General features: G+C 64.0%; 20 protein-coding genes. 6 read left to right on the top strand and 14 right to left on the bottom strand.

Going from position 1 to position 17,929, the window contains the following annotated elements:
* Positions 1–82: 82 nt before the first annotated feature.
* The 6 genes from CL52_RS06025 (at position 83) to CL52_RS06000 (ending at position 4,160) form a co-directional block, all read left to right on the top strand.
* The gene (locus tag CL52_RS06025; protein ID WP_043219105.1) at positions 83–1,135 is read left to right on the top strand and encodes an NAD(P)-dependent alcohol dehydrogenase; all 1,053 of its coding nucleotides are present in this window, start codon (positions 83–85) and stop codon (positions 1,133–1,135) included.
* 77 nt (positions 1,136–1,212) lie between these two features.
* Positions 1,213–2,076 (top strand): carboxylate/amino acid/amine transporter, encoded by an 864-nt coding sequence (locus CL52_RS06020; RefSeq protein ID WP_043219103.1) that lies wholly within the window; start codon positions 1,213–1,215, stop codon positions 2,074–2,076.
* 82 nt (positions 2,077–2,158) lie between these two features.
* Positions 2,159–2,872, top strand: coding sequence for an endonuclease (locus tag CL52_RS06015; protein ID WP_043219101.1), 714 nt, complete (start codon positions 2,159–2,161; stop codon positions 2,870–2,872).
* A gap of 67 nt (positions 2,873–2,939) precedes the next feature.
* A complete protein-coding gene (locus tag CL52_RS06010; protein WP_043219100.1) occupies positions 2,940–3,575 on the top strand; it encodes a DUF2238 domain-containing protein in 636 nt (211 codons plus the stop codon).
* Position 3,576: 1 nt separating this feature from the next.
* A complete protein-coding gene (locus CL52_RS06005) occupies positions 3,577–3,960 on the top strand; it encodes a DUF2784 domain-containing protein (RefSeq protein WP_041107152.1) in 384 nt (127 codons plus the stop codon).
* A complete protein-coding gene (locus tag CL52_RS06000) occupies positions 3,957–4,160 on the top strand; it encodes a hypothetical protein (RefSeq protein ID WP_043219098.1) in 204 nt (67 codons plus the stop codon). The genes CL52_RS06005 and CL52_RS06000 overlap by 4 nt, the downstream gene beginning before the upstream one ends.
* On the opposite strand, the gene CL52_RS05995 is transcribed toward CL52_RS06000, so the two are convergent.
* The 14 genes from CL52_RS05995 to hscA form a co-directional block, all read right to left on the bottom strand.
* On the bottom strand, positions 4,151–4,945 hold the full coding sequence (locus CL52_RS05995; protein ID WP_043219097.1) for an amidohydrolase: 795 nt from the start codon (positions 4,943–4,945) through the stop codon (positions 4,151–4,153). The genes CL52_RS06000 and CL52_RS05995 overlap by 10 nt on opposite strands.
* Complete coding sequence (locus tag CL52_RS05990) at positions 4,933–6,081, bottom strand: pyridoxal phosphate-dependent aminotransferase (protein WP_043219096.1); 1,149 nt, start codon at positions 6,079–6,081, stop codon at positions 4,933–4,935. Before CL52_RS05990 ends, CL52_RS05995 begins: the two co-directional genes overlap by 13 nt.
* A gap of 71 nt (positions 6,082–6,152) precedes the next feature.
* Complete coding sequence (gene der, locus CL52_RS05985) at positions 6,153–7,634, bottom strand: ribosome biogenesis GTPase Der (RefSeq protein ID WP_041107158.1); 1,482 nt, start codon at positions 7,632–7,634, stop codon at positions 6,153–6,155.
* A gap of 102 nt (positions 7,635–7,736) precedes the next feature.
* The gene (gene bamB, locus CL52_RS05980) at positions 7,737–8,885 is read right to left on the bottom strand and encodes an outer membrane protein assembly factor BamB (RefSeq protein ID WP_043219095.1); all 1,149 of its coding nucleotides are present in this window, start codon (positions 8,883–8,885) and stop codon (positions 7,737–7,739) included.
* Positions 8,885–9,526, bottom strand: coding sequence for a YfgM family protein (locus CL52_RS05975; RefSeq protein WP_043219094.1), 642 nt, complete (start codon positions 9,524–9,526; stop codon positions 8,885–8,887). Before CL52_RS05975 ends, bamB begins: the two co-directional genes overlap by 1 nt.
* 26 nt (positions 9,527–9,552) lie before the next feature.
* Positions 9,553–10,842: a histidine--tRNA ligase gene (hisS, locus tag CL52_RS05970; protein WP_043219092.1), complete on the bottom strand. Its 1,290-nt coding sequence runs from the start codon at positions 10,840–10,842 to the stop codon at positions 9,553–9,555.
* 15 nt (positions 10,843–10,857) lie between these two features.
* Positions 10,858–11,970 carry a flavodoxin-dependent (E)-4-hydroxy-3-methylbut-2-enyl-diphosphate synthase gene (gene ispG, locus CL52_RS05965; RefSeq protein WP_041107167.1) on the bottom strand — a complete coding sequence of 371 codons (1,113 nt, stop codon included), beginning with the start codon at positions 11,968–11,970 and terminating at the stop codon, positions 10,858–10,860.
* A 2-nt stretch (positions 11,971–11,972) separates the two neighbouring features.
* Complete coding sequence (locus CL52_RS05960; RefSeq protein ID WP_043219091.1) at positions 11,973–13,019, bottom strand: RodZ domain-containing protein; 1,047 nt, start codon at positions 13,017–13,019, stop codon at positions 11,973–11,975.
* On the bottom strand, positions 13,016–13,774 hold the full coding sequence (gene pilW / locus CL52_RS05955; protein ID WP_043219090.1) for a type IV pilus biogenesis/stability protein PilW: 759 nt from the start codon (positions 13,772–13,774) through the stop codon (positions 13,016–13,018). Before pilW ends, CL52_RS05960 begins: the two co-directional genes overlap by 4 nt.
* Positions 13,775–13,784: 10 nt before the next feature.
* Positions 13,785–14,933 carry a dual-specificity RNA methyltransferase RlmN gene (gene rlmN, locus CL52_RS05950; protein WP_043219089.1) on the bottom strand — a complete coding sequence of 383 codons (1,149 nt, stop codon included), beginning with the start codon at positions 14,931–14,933 and terminating at the stop codon, positions 13,785–13,787.
* A 19-nt stretch (positions 14,934–14,952) separates the two neighbouring features.
* A complete protein-coding gene (gene ndk, locus CL52_RS05945) occupies positions 14,953–15,384 on the bottom strand; it encodes a nucleoside-diphosphate kinase (protein ID WP_041107174.1) in 432 nt (143 codons plus the stop codon).
* Between the two features lie 123 nt (positions 15,385–15,507).
* A complete protein-coding gene (gene iscX, locus CL52_RS05940) occupies positions 15,508–15,708 on the bottom strand; it encodes a Fe-S cluster assembly protein IscX (RefSeq protein ID WP_043219088.1) in 201 nt (66 codons plus the stop codon).
* A 13-nt stretch (positions 15,709–15,721) separates the two neighbouring features.
* Entirely contained in the window at positions 15,722–16,060 is a 339-nt protein-coding gene (fdx, locus tag CL52_RS05935) for an ISC system 2Fe-2S type ferredoxin (protein WP_043219087.1), read from the bottom strand.
* A gap of 2 nt (positions 16,061–16,062) precedes the next feature.
* Positions 16,063–17,925, bottom strand: a complete 1,863-nt coding sequence (gene hscA / locus CL52_RS05930) for a Fe-S protein assembly chaperone HscA (RefSeq protein ID WP_043219086.1) — start codon at positions 17,923–17,925, stop codon at positions 16,063–16,065.
* Positions 17,926–17,929: the final 4 nt, after the last annotated feature.

Below are 17,929 nucleotides of genomic sequence, written 5' to 3'. Positions count from 1 at the left end.
CCACGCTTCGCTTCGGCGTTTGTGAAGGAACCGCGGTCGCTGCTAGACTGCCCTCCCTTTCCACGCATGCAGGAGACGCATCATGCTCGAGGCCAAAGGCTACGCTGCCCAGAACGCTACCAGTCCGCTCGCGCCGTACCGCTTCCAGCGCCGCGCACCGGGCGCCAACGATGTACAGATCGAGATCCTCTACTGCGGCGTCTGCCATTCGGACCTTCACACCGCACGCAACGAATGGAACAACACGCTCTACCCGTCGGTCCCCGGTCACGAGATCGTCGGCCGAGTGGTAGCGGTCGGCAGTTCGGTCAGCCAGTTCAAGCCGGGCGACACCGTGGGCGTCGGCTGCATGGTCGACAGCTGCCAGCATTGCGCGTCCTGCAACGAAGGGCTGGAGCAGTATTGCGAGAAGGGCTTCGTCGGCACCTACAACGGCCCAGCCTTCGGTGGCGGCGAGAATACCTACGGTGGCTACTCGGACAACATCGTGGTGGACGAGAAGTTCGTCCTGCGCATCAGCCATACCGAGAACCTCGCCGCGGTCGCACCCCTGCTCTGCGCCGGCATTACCACCTATTCGCCGCTGCGCCAGTGGAAGGTCGGCCCCGGACAGAAGGTCGGCGTGGTCGGGCTCGGCGGGCTCGGCCACATGGCGGTGAAGATCGCCGCCGCCATGGGCGCGCACGTCGTGCTGTTCACCACCAGCCCGGACAAGCGCGAGGACGCCCTGCGCCTGGGGGCCAAGGAAGTGGTGGTGTCGAAGAACGCCGACGAGATGGCGGCACACGTGAACAGCTTCGACTTCATCCTCAACACCGTCGCTGCACCGCATAACCTCGATGCCTTCATCAACCTGCTCAAGCGCGACGCGACCATGACCCTGGTCGGTGCGCCGGCAACGCCGCATCCGTCGCCCAGCGTCTTTGGCCTGATCTTCAAGCGCCGCCGCATCGCGGGCTCGCTGATTGGCGGCATTGCCGAGACGCAGGAGATGCTCGACTTCTGCGCCGAACACAATATCGTCTCGGACATCGAGATGATCGGCATGCAGCAGATCAACGAAGCCTACGAGCGCATGCTCAAGAGCGACGTGAAGTATCGCTTCGTCATCGACATGGCGACGCTCGACGCCTGATCGCTGCGGTTCCGGCACAGGGCTTCCCCCGTCCGGCCGGAACGGCTAAGGTCGCGGCCCTTCGCAACGGAGGGCCTATGGGCTACCTGATCTTCGTCACGCTGCTCTGGGCAGTGTCGTTCAACCTCATCGGTGCACACCTGGCCGGGCAGGTGGACAGCTATTTCGCCGTGCTGACCCGCGTATTGCTCGCCGCTGCCGTGTTTCTGCCGCTGACTCGCTGGCGCGGGGTCGAGCCGCGCTTCATGGCCGGCGTGACGCTGGTAGGTGCCCTGCAATTCGGCGTCACCTACATTTGCCTGTACCTGAGCTTCAACCTGCTCAGTGTTGCCGAAATCCTCCTGTTCACCGTGCTGACTCCACTGCACGTGACGTTGATCGACGACGCGCTCGAGCGCCGCTTCAATCCCTGGGCGCTGCTGGCAGCCACGGTGGCTGTGGTCGGTGCCGGGCTGATTCGCTACGACCAGCTTTCGAGCGGCTTTCTGGGCGGCTTCCTGCTGATGCAGCTGGCCAACTTCACCTTTGCCGCAGGCCAGGTCGGCTACCGGCACCTGGCCAGGCGGTTCCCGTCCGCGGTGCCGCTGCACCGACGCTTCGGCTATTTCTTCCTCGGCGCTCTGGCCGTGGTGCTGCCGGCCTGGCTGGCGTTCGGCGATCCGACGCGCCTGCCGACAACCGACCTGCAATGGGCCGTGCTGCTGTGGATGGGCGTGCTGGCCACAGCGGTCGGTCAGTTCTGCTGGAACAAGGGCGCGACGCAGGTCGATGCCGGGACCCTGGCTGTGATGAACAACCTCTCGGTACCCGTCGGGCTGGTGCTGAATCTGCTGTTCTGGGACAGCAAAGCCGATCTGATCCTCCTCACCATCGGCGGCGGGTTGATCCTGGCCTCTCTGCGGATCAACGCCATCGGCCGCACAGAAATCCCAACCGTCTGATTAAAAAGGATTTTCTTACGAAACAGGATAAGATGCCGGCCCCACGCAAGGATGCGTTTCTCAGTCTGTCGTCGAGAACTGCATGCCACGCATCACCCTCTTCCTGCTTGCCTGCCTCACCCTGCTCCAGGCCCATGCCGACGCTCCACGCACTTTTCGTGAAGCCAAGAAACTGGCGTGGGATATCTACGCCGAACGCCCGGTGGATTTCTATTGCGGCTGTAGCTTTCGCGGCAAGCGCATCGACCTGCAGAGCTGCGGCTACCGTCCGCGCAAACAGCCGCAGCGCGCGGCGCGGGTCGAATGGGAGCACATCGTGCCGGCCTGGGTCATCGGCCATCAGCGCCAATGTTGGCAAGATGGCGGACGCAAGCACTGCACCCGCCACGATCCGCTATTCAGCCGCGCCGAAGCCGACCTGCACAACCTCGTACCGGTAGTCGGCGAGGTGAATGGCGACCGCAGCAACTTCGGCTTCGGCATGCTCGCGCAAAAGCCGACACAGTATGGCGCCTGCCCCTTCGTGGTGAACTTCAAGCAAGGCACGGCGATGCCCGCCGACTACAGCCGCGGGGCCATTGCGCGTACCTACCTGTACATGAGCGAGCGCTACGGGTTGCGCCTGTCGCGACAGGATCGCCGGCTGTTCGACATCTGGAATCGGCAATATCCGGTCAACGAATGGGAACGCTGGCGCAATCGTCGGATCGCCTGCATCCAGGGCAATGCGAACCCGCATGTCGGCCAGGTGGACCTGCGCCAATGCACGCCGCAGGAGCGCCTGGCCGTGCGCTGAACGGGCCGCTTGCCGGGCGCCGGGGACGGCGGCATGCTGTGCGCACTTCATCTGCGGCAGGGAACGCATGGCACAACACAGACTGCTGGCGGTACTGGGCCTGATTGTCGCGTCAGCCTTGGGGCTGTCGGCCATCGCGCCCTATGACCGTGCAACCTGGCTGCTCGAGGTAGCGCCTGTGCTCATCGCCGCCCCCGTGCTGGCACTGAGTTATCGGCGCTTCCCACTCACGCGCCTGCTCTATCTGCTGATCGCCTTTCATGCCTTGGTCCTGATTCTCGGCGGTGCCTACACCTATGCCCGCGTGCCCCTGGGCTTCTGGGTCCAGGATGCGCTGCAGCTGGCACGCAACCCCTACGACAAGCTCGGCCACTTCATGCAGGGCCTGGTGCCGATGCTGGTCGCCCGCGAGATCCTCCTGCGCAACGGCTACCTGCGCCCGGGGCCGATGCTGGGGTTTCTCGCCATCTGCGTGGCGCTGGCGATCAGTGCCTTCTACGAGCTGATCGAATGGTGGGTAGCGTTGCTGGCCGGCGGTGGCGCCGTGGATTTCCTCGGCACCCAGGGCGACCCCTGGGACACCCAGTCGGACATGTTCCTGGCGCTGATCGGCGCGTGTTTCGGGCTCCTTGCCCTGGCTGGACTGCAGAACCGGCAGATCACCGAAATCGAGCGCGCCGGCGGCACGCGGCAGGCGCGCTGACGTGCTCTACCGACTCGCCGCCGACAGCCTGCTCGTCCTGCATCTCGGCTTCGTGCTCTTCGCCCTGCTCGGCGGCCTGCTGGCCGCGTGGAAACCTCGTTTGCTGGCCGTGCAGCTACCCGCCGCCGCCTGGGCAATCTTTGTCGAGATAACCGATCACGGCTGCCCACTGACGCACTGGGAGCAGCGACTGAGAAGCATCTCCGGCGATACCGGCTACAGCGAGGGCTTCATCGAACACTACCTGCTGCCGGCCCTCTACCCCAGCTGGCTCAGCCTGCCCGTGCAGTATGTGCTCGCCGGCGTGGTGCTGCTGGCGAATCTACTGATCTATGCCTGGCTGTGGCGCCGACGCGTGGCACAGTCGCGCCACTTGCGTCGATGAAGCAGACTGCGCAACGACTGGCCTGGTTGCTCTATCGCATCGACGACAACGGCAACGAAATCGAAATGGCCCGGTTCGCCGAACTCAGCAGCGCCGAACGGGCGATGCACGACTACGAACGGCGGGGCCACAAGCAGGCCTATCTGGTCCGCAGCGTCCACCTGGATGAACAGGGCAGATCGCCTCCGCCTCAGAGCTGAAGCTCGAAAGCGTCGCTATCGTGGTAGGCCGGAAAGCGCTCGCGGAAGGCTGCCAGATCGCGCGCGCGCAGCGTACAACGGAACACGCCGTCGCCGTCGCCTGTGGCCAGCAGCGTATCGCCCTTGAAATCCAGCACCTGCGTGTCGCCGCTATATGGATAGCCTTTGCCATCCTCGCCGACGCGGTTGACGGCAGCGACAAAGCACAGGTTCTCGATGGCGCGCGCCGGCAGCAGGCGGGTCCAAGCGTCGCGCCGCGCCGCCGGCCAGTTGGCGGTGTAGAGCAGCAGGTCGGTGCCATGCGGATCGCGGCTCCAGACCGGGAAGCGCAGGTCGTAGCAGATCAGCGGACGTACCCGCCAGCCGTTCAACTCGAACAGCGCCTGTTGCATGCCCGGGGTGTAATGCTTGTGCTCGCCGGCCATGCGGAACAGATGACGCTTGTCGTAGTGCAGGACCTCACCGTCCGGGCGGGCCCAGAGCAGCCTGTTGCGATGGCTGCCATCAGCCGCTTCGATGATCACCGAGCCCGTCACCACCGCGTCCAGGCGCGCGGCCTGCTCGCGCAGCCAGTGATAGGTCGGGCCCTCCTCCGGTTCGGCCAGCGCGGCCGAATCCATCGAGAAGCCGGTGGTGAACATCTCGGGCAGGACGACCAGATCGGCGCCGCGCGCCTGCTCCAACAGCGTGGCAAAGCGCTCGCGATTGGCCTTGGCGTCCTGCCAGGCCAGTTCGGTCTGGATCAGCGCCAGTTCGAGGTCGGGCAAGTCGTTCAGATCGCGCATAGTCGTTGCGCTGCCTCACGCAGCGTCTCCTCCCGTTTGGCAAAGCAGAAGCGTACCAGTCGCAGGCCTTCCGGCGGCTGCTGGTAGAACACCGAGATGGGGATGGCTGCCACGCCGTGCTCGCGGGTCAGCCACTCAGCCATGGTGACGTCATCGAGCTCGGGGCGAATCGCCGAATAGTCGGCGAGCTGGAAATAGGTGCCCGCCGCCCGGGTGAAGGCGAAGCGCGAGCCAGCCAGCAGGTCGCAGAACAGGTCACGCTTGGCCTGGTAGAAGGCCGGCAGCTCCTGCACATGCTCGGGATGCGCCAGCATGTAATCCGCCAGGGCCCATTGCAGCGGGGTCACCCCGGTGAAGCTGACATATTGGTGGATCTTGCGCAGCTCGGCCGTGAGCGGCGCGGGTGCCACCACATAACCGGTCTTCCAGCCGGTGACGTGATACGTCTTGCCGAACGAGCTGACCACGAAAGCGCGCTGGTACAGTTCCTCGTGGCGCAGCACGCTGGCATGTTCGCGGCCGTCGAACACCAGATGCTCATAGACTTCGTCGCTGAGCAGGTAAAGATCGCGGCCACGCACCAGCGCAGCGAGGCGATCCAGGTCTTCAGTCCCGATCAGCGCGCCGCTGGGGTTGTGCGGCGTATTCAGCACGATCATCCGCGTGCGCGGGCCGATCGAGTCGGCCAGGCGCTGCCAGTCGATGGCGAAGTCCGGCAGCGCCAGCGGCAGGTGGATACAGGCGCCGCCAGCGAGGCGGACGGCCGGATCGTAGCTGTCATAGCAGGGGTCGAAGACGATGACCTCGTCGCCGGGCCTGACCACGGCCTGGATCGCACAGAAGATCGCCTGGGTCGCGCCTGGCGTGACAGTCACTTCGGTCGCGGCATCGACACGACGGCCGTACAGACGCGCGACCTTGCCGGCTATCTGCTCACGCAGCTGCGGCAAACCGGTCATTGGCGCGTACTGGTTGTGCCCGCTCATCACGTGCCGCCCGACCGCCTCACGCAGAGCGTCCGGCCCGTCAAAATCGGGGAAGCCCTGGGAGAGATTGAGCGCACCGGTCTCGGCGGCCAGCTGCGACATGGTAGTAAAGATGGTCGTGCCGACGTCCGGCAGCTTGCTGCTGATCATCCGTCAATCCAGAGGCGGGCAATGCCCGCCAGCAAGGTTGCGCGTGCGCCCGGCAACCGCCGGGCCGCCTCTCACCGCTTCTTGTCGCGGCGCTTCTTCTCGGCCTTCTTGTGGTGCGACATCAGCCGGCGCTTCTTGTTGACCTGGCGGTCGGTCAGCGTGTTCTTCTTGCCCTCGTAGGGGTTCTCGCCGCCCTTGTAGTCGATACGAATTGGCGTGCCCACCAGCTTGAGCACCCGCCGATAGGTGTTTTCAAGATAGCGGGTGTAGGACTTGGGTACCGCTTCGACCTGGTTACCGTGAATGACGATCAGCGGCGGGTTGGCTCCACCGAGGTGCGCATAGCGCAGCTTGATGCGCCGACCGTTGACCATCGGCGGCTGGTGCTCCTGAACCGCATCCTCGAGGATTTGCGTCAGCCGGCTGGTCGGCCAGCGAGTGACCGCAGACTTGAACGCGGCCTGTACCGACTTGTACAGGTGCCCGACGCCGGTCCCGTGCTTGGCGGAAATGAAATGGATGTCGGCGAAGTCGACGAAGAACAGCCGGCGCTCCAGCTCGGTCTTCACGTAGTCCTTCTCGCCCTGGTCCATGCCGTCCCACTTGTTCAGCGCGATGACCAGCGCCCGGCCGGTCTCGAGCACGAAGCCGAGCAGGTTGAGGTCGTGCTCGACCACACCTTCGCGGGCATCCATGACGAAGATCACCACGTTGGCGTCCTGGATCGCCTGCAGCGTCTTGACCACGGAGAACTTCTCCACCGCCTCGAAGATCTTGCCGCGGCGGCGCACGCCGGCGGTGTCGATCAGCGTGTACTTTTCCTCGTCGCGCTCGAAGGGGATGTAGATGCTGTCGCGCGTGGTGCCGGCCTGATCGTAGACGATCACCCGCTCCTCGCCGAGCATGCGGTTGACCAGCGTCGACTTGCCGACGTTGGGGCGGCCGACGATGGCGATCTTGATGCCTTCCTTCTCGCTTGGCCCCGGTTCCAGACGCGGACGCGGCTCGACTTCACCCGTTTCGCCTTCCAGTTCGCCTGGCGCTTCTTCACCGGCATCGTCTCGAGGAAACATGCCCAGCGCCTGCTCGAGCATCTGGCCGATGCCGCGGCCATGCGCAGCGGCAATCGGCAGTGCATCGCCCAGCCCCAGCGGACTGAACTCGGCGCGCGCGATGTCCGGGTCGACCGTGTCCACCTTGTTGGCCACCAGGAAGCAACGCTTGTTGCGCTTGCGCAGGTGCTCGGCGATCAACTGGTCGGCTGCGGTCAGGCCGGCACGTGAGTCGACCATGAACAGCACGGCGTCGGCCTCTTCGATGGCCTGCAGCGACTGCTCGGCCATCTTTGCGTCGATGCCCTCTTCATCGCCAGAGATGCCACCCGTGTCGATGACGATGTAGGTGCGCCCCTGCCATTTGGCCTCGCCGTACTGGCGATCCCGGGTCAGGCCGGCGTACTCGGCAACGATGGCGTCACGGCTCTTGGTCAGCCGGTTGAACAGGGTGGACTTGCCGACGTTCGGCCGCCCCACCAGGGCTATTACGGGAACCATGCGGCTCTCCACTACGATATTTCAGAAAACACGAAGGCCGCTGCAAGGCAGCGGCCACAAAATTCGGTGGCCGCCGTTTACCGGCGGCCAGCACTCGACCGATCAGTCGGCGCGGCGGATGGTCATTGCAACGAGCTTGCCCCCGTTACCGTAGACGTACAGCCAATCGCCATCGACCACCGGACGTGCGCGCACGCCATTGCTGTCGATCCGCTCGCGGGCCACGAAACGCCCGTCCACCTGGCTCAGCAGGTGTATGTAACCTTCCTTGTCACCCACCACCACATAACTGGAAAACACCGCCGGCGCCGACAGCTGCCGGCGGGCCAGCGATTCGTTACGCCACAGCGCGGTGGTCGAGCGTTCGTCGACACTCTCGACCGTGCCATCGGCCAGGCTCAGATAGACACTGCCATAACCCAGCGCCACGCCCGAATAAGTCGAGGCATCACGCTGCCAGAGCACGCGACCACTCTCCACATCGAGCGCCGCCGCGCGCCCCTGATAGGTGCCGACATACAGCGTACCGCCGGAAAGCAGCAGGCCGCCGTCGATGTCGACGACGCGCTCAAGCTCCGAACGGCCCTGCGGAATGGCAACGCGCTGCTCCCAGACCGGCAGCCCGCGTCGGGTATCCAGCGCAATGACCTTGCCGGTGGAGAGACCGGCAATAGCCAGCTGATTGGTCAGCAGCGGCGCTCCGGTACCGCGCAGAGTCAGCACAGCCGGCGCGCTCTCATAGCTCCAGCGCTGCGCGCCGGTGTCCATTTCCAACGCGATGAGGCGATCGTCCTGGGTTTGCACCAGCACGATGTCGCCGTTGATTGCCGGCGCCGACAGTACCTCGCTGCTGACCTTGCTGCGCCAGCGCTCCTCGCCGGTGGAAACATCCAGCGCAATCACGTCGCCGGAAAGCGTGCCCACCAGCACCAGGCCGTAGCCAGCGCCCACCGCTCCGGAAATGGATACGTCCAGGTCCTGCTTCCAGTTGACCTTGCCCGTCGTGCGATCCATCGAGACCACCAGGCCATCGACGTCGGCGGCGTAGATCTGCTCGCCGTACACCGCTGGCACCAGCAGGTTGTAGGTGTCCCCCTGCCCGTCCCCGATGCTGCGACTCCACACCTTGTCAAGCTGGATTTCGGCATCGAACTTGACCAGCTCGGCCGGCTCCGGCTCCTTGCTGCTGTTGCTGCTGCAACCGGCCGCGAATACGGCAGCCGCCAACAGCGCGGCAATCTTAAAGCGCATCACGCGTCTCCCTTGGCCAGATCGTCGAGCTTCAATTGCAGTCCGCCGATGGCACCGTCTTCGGCGGCCGCCTGCTTGGCCTTGGTGTAGGCAGCATGGGCTTCGTCGTCACGACCAAGCTGGACCAGCAGGTCGCCACGCAATTCTTCTCGGCTGGCGGCGAAACCGGTCGCCGCGTCACCATCGAGCAGGCGCAGCGCGTCCTCGGCCTTTTTCTGCGCCGCTAGCACACGAGCCAGACGCTGGCGCGCCAGCTCCTCGAGAGTTTTGTCGACCGGCTTGTCGACAACGCTACGCAGCTCGCTGGCCGCTTCATCCAGGCGCCCGCTCTCAACCGCCACCTTCGCCATGAACAGGCTGGCGAATTGCGCGTAATGGGTACCGCCGAATTCGTTCTTCAGTTCGCCTCCCAGACGCGCCACTTCGGCGGTATCCGGCTCGGCCGTTTCAAGCGCAGCGACCAGAAGCTGCTGATAAAGTGCAGACGCGGCCTCGGCTTGAGCGACCTGGCGGTTCTGCCAGGCCTGCCAGCCAAACACCAGCACGAGGGCCAGCGCACCACCGAACAGCAGCGGTTTACCGTTGCGCTGCCACCATTCCCTGATCTGCGCGAGTTGTTCTTCTTCGGTACCCGAGGTCACACCGTCACTCCTTCCATTCGCTTAGTTCAGCCCTGCTCGAGGCAGGCAGCCAGACGCTCGGGCAGAGCATCCCAGGCAATGTTCTGTTGTTCGCTGTCGTCGCGCAGCGGCTTGAACCCTACCATGCGTGACGCCAGTTCGTTCTCTCCGAGAATCAGCGCAAAACGTGCGCCGCTCTTGTCGGCCTTCTTGAACTGGCTCTTGAAGCTGCCACCGCCGGCATTGACCAGCAGGCGCAATCCGGGCAGCGCGTCGCGCAACCGCTCCGCAAGCGCCAGGGCGCTCAGCTCGGCTGCTTCGCCGAAGGCGCAGATGTAGGCGTGGGGTTCACGGCAGAGGCTCGCCGGGACCAGCTCCAGCGTCTCCAGCAGGAGCACCAGGCGCTCTACCCCCATGGCGAAACCCACACCTGGAGTCGGCCTGCCGCCGAACTGGCCGACCAGCCCGTCGTAGCGCCCGCCCGCACAGACGGTCCCCTGGGCGCCGAGCTTGTCGGTGACCCACTCGAAAACCGTACGGCCATAGTAATCCAGGCCACGCACCAGCTTGGGATTGATCTCATAGGCGATACCAACGGCGTCGAGGCGTGCCTTGAGTCCCTCGAAGTGCGCCCGCGACTCTTCGTCCAGGTAGTCGGCCAGAGTTGGCGCATCGGCCAGCAGCGCCTGGGTCTGGGCGTTCTTGCTATCGAGGATGCGCAGCGGATTGGTGCTCAGCCGGCGCTGACTGTCCTCATCCAGCTGATCGAAGCGTTGCTGCAGATAGGCGACCAGAGCATCGCGGTAACGTGCACGCGCCTCGCTGGAACCAAGACTGTTGAGCTGCAAGGTGACCGCATCGGCCATGCCGAGGCGCTGCCACAGCCTTGCCGTAAGCACGATGAGTTCGGCGTCGACATCAGGGCCGGGCTGATTGAACACCTCGACACCGATCTGGTGAAACTGGCGATAACGACCCTTCTGGGGCTTCTCGTAACGGAACATCGGCCCGGTGTACCAGAGCTTCTGGACCTGACCGCCACCGGTCATGCCATGCTCGAGTACAGCACGCACGCAGCCGGCGGTGCCTTCCGGCCGAAGGGTCAACGACTCGTCGTTGCGATCGCGAAAGGTGTACATCTCTTTGTCGACGACGTCGGTCCCTTCACCGATGCCGCGCGCGAACAGCTCGGTGTACTCGACGATCGGCAGACGGATCTCGCTGTAGCCGTACGCTTCCAGCAGCTCGGCGAAAGTGCCCTCGAGGTAACGCCAGACCGGAGTCTGGGCAGGCAGGATGTCGTTCATGCCACGAATGGCTTGCAGGGTCTTGCTCAAAGGTAATCCTTGAAATCAGCTGCGGGCGATCAGCGCCGCGTCGGCTTCCAGCTTCTCCGCGGCCTTGCGCCGGATCAGCTGCTCCAATTCGTCCACCAGGGCCTCGTTACCGAGCTTCTGGGCCGGCTTGCCATCGATGTAGACAAGGTTGTTCGGGCTGCCGCCAGTCAGGCCGACATGGGCCTCCTTCGCTTCGCCGGGCCCGTTGACCACGCAGCCAATGACCGCCACGTCCAGCGGAACCAGCAGATCGTCCAGCCGCCCTTCCAGCTCGTTCATGGTCTTGACCACGTCGAAGTTCTGCCGGGAGCAGCTCGGGCAGGCGATGAAGTTGATGCCACGCGAGCGCAAACGCAGCGACTTGAGAATGTCGAAGCCGACCTTGATCTCCTCGACCGGGTCGGCCGCCAGCGAGATGCGAATGGTGTCACCAATGCCTTCGGCGAGCAGCATGCCCAGGCCGACGGCGGATTTCACCGTACCCGAGCGCAGGCCACCGGCCTCGGTGATGCCCAGATGCAGCGGCTGTTCGATCTGCGTGGCAAGTAACCGGTAGGCTTCTACGGCCATGAACACGTCAGAGGCCTTCACGCTGACCTTGAAGTCCTGGAAGTTCAGACGGTCCAGGTGCTCCACGTGGCGCAAAGCCGATTCCACCAGCGCCGCGGGAGTCGGCTCACCGTATTTTTTCTGCAGGTCCTTTTCCAGCGAGCCCGCGTTCACACCGATACGAATCGGAATGCCCTTGTCACGTGCCGCCTCGACCACGGCACGCACGCGCTCTTCGCGGCCGATGTTGCCAGGGTTGATGCGCAGGCAATCGACGCCGAGTTCGGCCACGCGCAAGGCGATCTGGTAATCGAAGTGGATGTCCGCCACCAGAGGAACCCGAACCTGCTGCTTGATCTTGCCGAAGGCTTCGGCCGCGTCCATCGAAGGGACAGATACGCGCACGATGTCCGCGCCGGCGTCTTCCAATCGACGGATCTGCGCCACGGTGGCGTCAACGTCGCAGGTCTCGGTATTGGTCATGCTCTGCACGGAGATGGGGGCATCCCCTCCGACGGCGACATTGCCGACCCAGATCTTGCGCGACTGGCGGCGTTTGATTGGCGACTCACTATGCATCGTTACTGTCCGAGCGTGAGGCGAGCAGTCTCGCCACGAATGAACGGGCTGACGTCGACGGGGTTGCCGTTATAGGTCAATACCGCGCCACGCGCAAAGCCCAGGTGCACGTTCAACGGCGCCGTTCCGACGACGGTACGCTCGCTGCCGGCCTTGCCTACCGTGCTGAGCAACTGGCGACCGTCCGCTGCGGTCACGCGGACCCAGCAGTCAGCGACGAAGCGAAGCTCCAGACGGCCTTCACCATCCTCCAACTGTGCAGCACCGGACTGCTGCGCGCCCTCTGCTGCAGCCATTTCGGCCTGCGCCGGCGAAGCGGCTTCAGCTTGTTCAGCCGGCTGGGGGGCGACCGGCTGTGAAGGCGAATCTACCGCGGAGCTCTCGACGCTGGATGGCTCCGCCGCAGCCTCGGCGCTTGCGGCCTGTGCCTGGTCATTGGCCAGTTCCTCCACGGCGCCGGGGACAGCGAGCACTTCGGCGTCGTCCGTTGCGGGCGCAGGCGACAGAGGCAACGCGCCCTCGTCAACCTCCTGATCGTCCGGGTCTTCGAGCACATGGACCTGGGTCGTGCCGTCGGCACTCTCGACTTCGATGCGTTCCAGGGCACTTACCGGTGCTGCCGCGTCGTCACGTCCCGAACGTTCCTGCCACCAGTAGAGACTGGCGCCGACCAGCAACAGAAGAAGAAGAAAACCGAACACACGCATGACACTGCGCGAGAGACGGCCGGGCTCTTCGATGCGCCCCAGGCTCTGCACCGTGCTGCTGCCGGTGGCCTCGGTGCCGGTGTAGCGGTCGAACTCGTTGACCAGGCGATTGGGATCAAGCTCGAGCAACTTGGCGTAAGCCCGGACGTAGCCGCGGGCGAAGGTATGCCCGGGCAGGCGACCAAAGTCGCCAGCCTCGATGTGCTCGACCGACCGCGTAGGCAGGTTGAGCCGCTGGGCCACCAACTGCAGGGACCACCCTTTCTGCTCGCGAGCCACTCGCAGGGTTTCGCCCGGGTTGCCCCCCATCTGGCTCATGGGTTCGTGTTCAGGCGCACTCATCGTTGCTCCGATAGGAATTGCTTGTACTCGGATGTGCCTGGATACAGTCGTTTCAACTGCAAGGCCAGACTGGCGGCGCGATCCCGGTCACCATGGATGTTTGCCAATCGAATGCCGAGCAAAAGGCTGCGGGCGTTCTGCTCGGACAGCGCACTGAAATCATCGTAATAGCGCTTGGCCGGCACGTACTCGCCGGACTCGTAGGCAAGCATCGCCAGCTCGAGCAGAGCCCCGGGTTGGCGGCTGTCCAGTCGCAGCGAGCGGTTGAAGTACATCTCCGCCTCCTCTGGCTGCGACAACCTGAGCGCGGTCATCCCCATGTTCTGGAATACCCGCGCGCGCTCGGGATACATGTTGTCCTCGGAGGCCTGGCTGAAGCGCTCCATGGCGTCCTGGTAGCGGCCCTGCTCGAACAGAAAGCTGCCATAGTTGTTGAGGATGCGGGCATCGCGCCGGGCCGACAGCGCTTCGCGATAATGCTTGTCGGCCAGCGCGTTCTCCATCTCGGTCTGGAACACCAGCGCCAGCGCAGCATGCGCGTCAGCACTATGCGGGTCTATCTCCAGCGCCTTGCGTAGCGGGGTCTTGGCGCGGGCGGTAGCGCCCTGGCGAAGATAACCCAGGCCAAGCTGGATATAGGCGTCACGGGCCTGGCTACGGCCCTCTTCGGTTTTCAGCGGGTCGACGCTTCCCGTCGACACGCAGCCGGCCATCCAGCCGGCGAACAAAATGATCAGCGCAAGGCGCAGAGCCATCGATATCCCCTCAGGATCGATTCGAAACAGAACGCGCGGTAGCGGAGTCGTCGTGGAGTTCACGCACGGCAATGTAACGCTCGCTGCGACGCGTGCGGTCGAGTACCTGACCGACCAGCTGCCCGCAGGCGGCGTCGATATCCTCGCCACGGGTGGTACGCACGGTCACATTGTGCCCACCTTTGTGGAGGATGTCCTGGAAGCGGCGAATCGCATTGTTGCTCGGCCGCTCATATCCCGAATGAGGGAACGGATTGAATGGGATCAGATTGATCTTGCAAGGGATATCCGCGAGCAAGATGATCATCTGCTCGGCATGCTCGGGCTGATCGTTCACGCCCTTGAGCAAGGTGTACTCGATGGTCAGTACACGCTTTTCGCCCAGCCGCGAGATATAGCGCTTGCAGGCTGCCAGCAGCATGTCCAGCGGATACTTGCGATTGATCGGCACCAGCTGGTCGCGCAGCGGATCATTCGGTGCGTGGAGCGACAAGGCCAGCGAGACGTCGATCACCTTCGCCAGCTCGTCGATCATCGGCACCACGCCCGACGTGGACAAGGTGACCTTGCGCTTGGAAATGCCGTAGCCAAGGTCATCCATCATGATCTGCATGGCTGCCACGACATTGTCGAAATTGAGCAACGGCTCCCCCATTCCCATCATCACCACGTTGGTGATGGCGCGATCGATCTTCGCCGGAACGGTGCCGAAGGATTTGTTGGCAATCCAAACCTGGCCGATCACTTCGGCAGCGGTAAGGTTGCTGTTGAAGCCCTGCTTGCCGGTGGAGCAGAAGCTGCAATCCAGCGCGCAGCCGGCCTGCGAGGACACACAAAGCGTGCCGCGGCCGTTTTGCGGGATGTAGACCGTCTCAACGCAGCTGCCCGAGGCCACGCGAACCACCCACTTGCGGGTGCCATCGCTGGAAATGTCCTCACTGACGATCTCGGGCCCACGTATCTCGGCACAGGCCTTGAGCTTTTCGCGCAAGGCCTTGCCGAGGTTACTCATGGCGTCGAAATCATCGACGCCAAAATGGTGAATCCACTTCATGACCTGGCCGGCCCGGAAGCGCTTCTCGCCGATCGACTCGAAGAACTGTTCCAGTTGCAGCTGGGTCAGGCCCAGCAGATTGGTCTTGCCGGTTTCGCTAGTCATTGGATTCACCTGCGCTCACTCAGCGAATGCGATCGCACAGCTCGGTGGCGGAGAAGAAGTAAGCGATCTCGCGAGCAGCCGAGGCCTCGGAGTCGGAGCCATGCACGGCGTTCTCGTCGATGGAAACGGCGAAATCGGCGCGAATGGTGCCGGCGGCAGCTTCCTTCGGGTTGGTGGCGCCCATCAGCTCACGGTTCTTGGCGACAGCGTTCTCACCTTCCAGAACCTGAACGATGACCGGACCGGAGGTCATGAAAGCGACCAGATCCTTGAAGAAGCCGCGCTCCTTGTGCTCGGCGTAGAAGCCGGCAGCCTCGCGCTCGGACAGCTGAACCATCTTCGAAGCGACGACGCGCAGGCCGGCCTTCTCGAAACGAGTGGTGATTTCACCGATAACGTTCTTGGCGACAGCGTCCGGCTTGATGATGGAGAAGGTGCGTTGCAGGGCCATTTATGGACTCCAGAGAGATGGGTTGATGCAAATGAATAAACCCGCGAATCATACGCGGGTTCAGGTCAAAACATAAGGGCAGGCGACTGACCGACTGCGACGTCGGCGGCTGCCCTGCTCCGACTAATCGGCTTCCTCGATCCAGGCCGCCTGGATCGCCTCGAGGACTTTTTCGCCGCCGCGCTGCGGATCATCGGCGAATTCCGGGAGCGCCAGGACCCATTGATGCAGCTCGACGAAATTGGCGTAGCGAGGATCTACCTCAGGGCGCGTTTCGGCCAGCTGGATGGCGATTTCCAGCACGTCGTTCCATTTCAGACTCATCTTGCGCCCTGCCTCAGTGACCTTCGGAAACCTGATTGATGGTGTACTTGGGAATCTCGACTACCAGGTCCTTCTCGGCGACCACCGCCTGACAGGAAAGACGCGAGTGCGGCTCCAGCCCCCAGGCCTTGTCCAGCATATCGTCCTCAAGCTCGTCGGACGGCTCAAGGGAGTCGAACCCTTCGCGGACCACCACATGACAAGTGGTACAGGCACAGGACTTCTCACACGCATGCTCGATGTCGATGCCGTTGCGCAGCGCGGCATCGAGCACGGTCTCACCGGCACTGGCCTCGATGACAGCGCCCTCAGGGCAGTGATCGGCATTGGGCAGAAATACGATCTGCGGCATCATCATTCCTCGATATCGTTGAGCCGCCGGCCGGCCAGCGCCGCCTTGACGGTGGAATCCAGCCGACGCGCGGCGAAGGCATCAGTAATCTGCGTCAGGCGCCGGGTCTGCTGCTCGATCGCGGCGGCGTCCTGACTATCGAGCAGCGCACGCAACTCGGCCATCTGCGCCTCGATCGCCACGCGCTCTTCGTCATCAAGCAGGCGATCGCCGTCGGCCGCGACCGCCGCCTCGACCGCCTCGAGCAGGCGCTGGGCATCAACCTGGTGTTCACGCAGCGCTCGTGCCTGCTTGTCGCTCCCCGCACTGCGGAACGAGTCTTCGAGCATCCGCGCGATCTCGCCATCCGTCAGCCCGTACGACGGCTTGACCTGAACGCTTGCCTCGACACCCGAGGACAGCTCGCGCGCCGAGACGCTCAGCAGGCCGTCGGCATCCACCTGGAAGGTCACACGAATCTTCGCCGCCCCTGCCACCATTGGCGGAATTCCGCGCAATTCGAAACGCGCCAGGGAGCGGCAATCGGCGATCAGCTCGCGCTCACCCTGCAGCACATGGATCATCATGGCCGTCTGGCCATCCTTGTAGGTGGTGAAATCCTGCGCGCGGGCGACGGGAATCGTGGTATTGCGCGGGATGATCTTTTCCATCAGCCCGCCCATCGTTTCCAGCCCCAGGGAAAGCGGGATGACGTCCAGCAGCAGCAGCTGGTCGCCATCGCGATTGTTGCCAGCCAGCGTTTCGGCCTGAATGGCGGCGCCGATGGCCACGACCTCGTCGGGATCGATGTCGGTCAGGGGCTCGAGACCGAACAGCTCGCCGACCATGCGGCGAACATAGGGCACACGCGTCGAGCCGCCGACCATGACGACAGCGGTAACCTCTTCAAGCTCGACCCCAGAGTCGCGAACCGCACGACGACAAGCCTTGAGGCTGCGCGCCACGAACGGCTCGATCAGCGACTCGAAGGCCTGACGCGTCAGCACGCCCCGCCAATCACCATAAGCGACCTCGACGGCAGCCGAGTCGCTGAGCTGCTCCTTGGCGTCGCACGCCACCCTGAGCAAAGCCCGTTGCGCACTGGGCGGCAGATCGGAGGAACCACCTGACTGCTGCAGAATCCAGCCAGCGATCGCGTGATCGAAGTCGTCGCCACCGAGCGCGGTGTCTCCGCCGGTCGCCAGCACCTCGAAGACACCCTTGGTCAGCCTGAGGATGGAGATATCGAACGTGCCCCCACCCAGGTCGTAGATCGCAACGACGCCCTCAGCCTGACGATCGAGTCCGTAGGCGACCGCGGCGGCCGTCGGCTCATTGAGCAGACGCAGGACATTCAACCCGGCGATACGCGCGGCATCCTTGGTTGCCTGTCGCTGGGCATCATCGAAATAGGCCGGAACGGTAATGACGGCACCGACCAGGTCACCGCCAAGTGTCTGCTCGGCCCGCTGACGCAAGCTGCGAAGAATCTCGGCGGAAATCTCGACAGGACTCTTCGGCCCCTGAACCGTCTCGATGAACGGCATCTGCGACTCGCCTTCGGCAAAGCGATAAGGCAGCTGGACGCCCAATTGCTTGACGTCGGCCAATCCGCGCCCCATCAGGCGCTTGACCGAGATGATCGTGTTGAACGGATCGATGGCCGCCGCCTGACGTGCAACGGCACCGACCTCCACGCCATCAGGACGGTAACGCACCGCCGACGGCAGGATCACCTCGCCTTGCGAATCAGGCAGCGGAGCCGTGACACCGCTACGCAAGGCAGCAACCAGCGAGTTGGTGGTTCCAAGGTCGATACCGACGGCCAGCCGGCGCTGGTGCGGCTGCGGGCTCTGTCCGGGCTCAGCAATCTGAAGTAGGGCCATAGCT

The sequence above is a fragment of the Stutzerimonas balearica DSM 6083 genome, assembly GCF_000818015.1.
GTDB lineage: Bacteria > Pseudomonadota > Gammaproteobacteria > Pseudomonadales > Pseudomonadaceae > Stutzerimonas > Stutzerimonas balearica.
This window is presented reverse-complemented; position numbering and strand designations above follow the sequence as displayed.

Excerpts from the sequence above, each read along its gene's own strand:
- iscX (WP_043219088.1), bottom strand. The coding sequence starts at position 15,708 with ATGAGTCTGAAATGGAACGACGTGCTGGAAATCGCCATCCAGCTGGCC.
- fdx (WP_043219087.1), bottom strand. The coding sequence starts at position 16,060 with ATGCCGCAGATCGTATTTCTGCCCAATGCCGATCACTGCCCTGAGGGC.
- ispG (WP_041107167.1), bottom strand. The coding sequence starts at position 11,970 with ATGCATAGTGAGTCGCCAATCAAACGCCGCCAGTCGCGCAAGATCTGG.
- rlmN (WP_043219089.1), bottom strand. The coding sequence starts at position 14,933 with ATGACTAGCGAAACCGGCAAGACCAATCTGCTGGGCCTGACCCAGCTG.
- CL52_RS06020 (WP_043219103.1), top strand. The coding sequence starts at position 1,213 with ATGGGCTACCTGATCTTCGTCACGCTGCTCTGGGCAGTGTCGTTCAAC.
- CL52_RS05960 (WP_043219091.1), bottom strand. The coding sequence starts at position 13,019 with ATGAGTGCGCCTGAACACGAACCCATGAGCCAGATGGGGGGCAACCCG.
- CL52_RS06010 (WP_043219100.1), top strand. The coding sequence starts at position 2,940 with ATGGCACAACACAGACTGCTGGCGGTACTGGGCCTGATTGTCGCGTCA.
- CL52_RS05990 (WP_043219096.1), bottom strand. The coding sequence starts at position 6,081 with ATGATCAGCAGCAAGCTGCCGGACGTCGGCACGACCATCTTTACTACC.
- ndk (WP_041107174.1), bottom strand. The coding sequence starts at position 15,384 with ATGGCCCTGCAACGCACCTTCTCCATCATCAAGCCGGACGCTGTCGCC.
- bamB (WP_043219095.1), bottom strand. The coding sequence starts at position 8,885 with ATGCGCTTTAAGATTGCCGCGCTGTTGGCGGCTGCCGTATTCGCGGCC.
- der (WP_041107158.1), bottom strand. The coding sequence starts at position 7,634 with ATGGTTCCCGTAATAGCCCTGGTGGGGCGGCCGAACGTCGGCAAGTCC.
- hscA (WP_043219086.1), bottom strand. The coding sequence starts at position 17,925 with ATGGCCCTACTTCAGATTGCTGAGCCCGGACAGAGCCCGCAGCCGCAC.
- CL52_RS06025 (WP_043219105.1), top strand. The coding sequence starts at position 83 with ATGCTCGAGGCCAAAGGCTACGCTGCCCAGAACGCTACCAGTCCGCTC.
- CL52_RS05995 (WP_043219097.1), bottom strand. The coding sequence starts at position 4,945 with ATGCGCGATCTGAACGACTTGCCCGACCTCGAACTGGCGCTGATCCAG.
- CL52_RS06015 (WP_043219101.1), top strand. The coding sequence starts at position 2,159 with ATGCCACGCATCACCCTCTTCCTGCTTGCCTGCCTCACCCTGCTCCAG.
- CL52_RS06000 (WP_043219098.1), top strand. The coding sequence starts at position 3,957 with ATGAAGCAGACTGCGCAACGACTGGCCTGGTTGCTCTATCGCATCGAC.
- pilW (WP_043219090.1), bottom strand. The coding sequence starts at position 13,774 with ATGGCTCTGCGCCTTGCGCTGATCATTTTGTTCGCCGGCTGGATGGCC.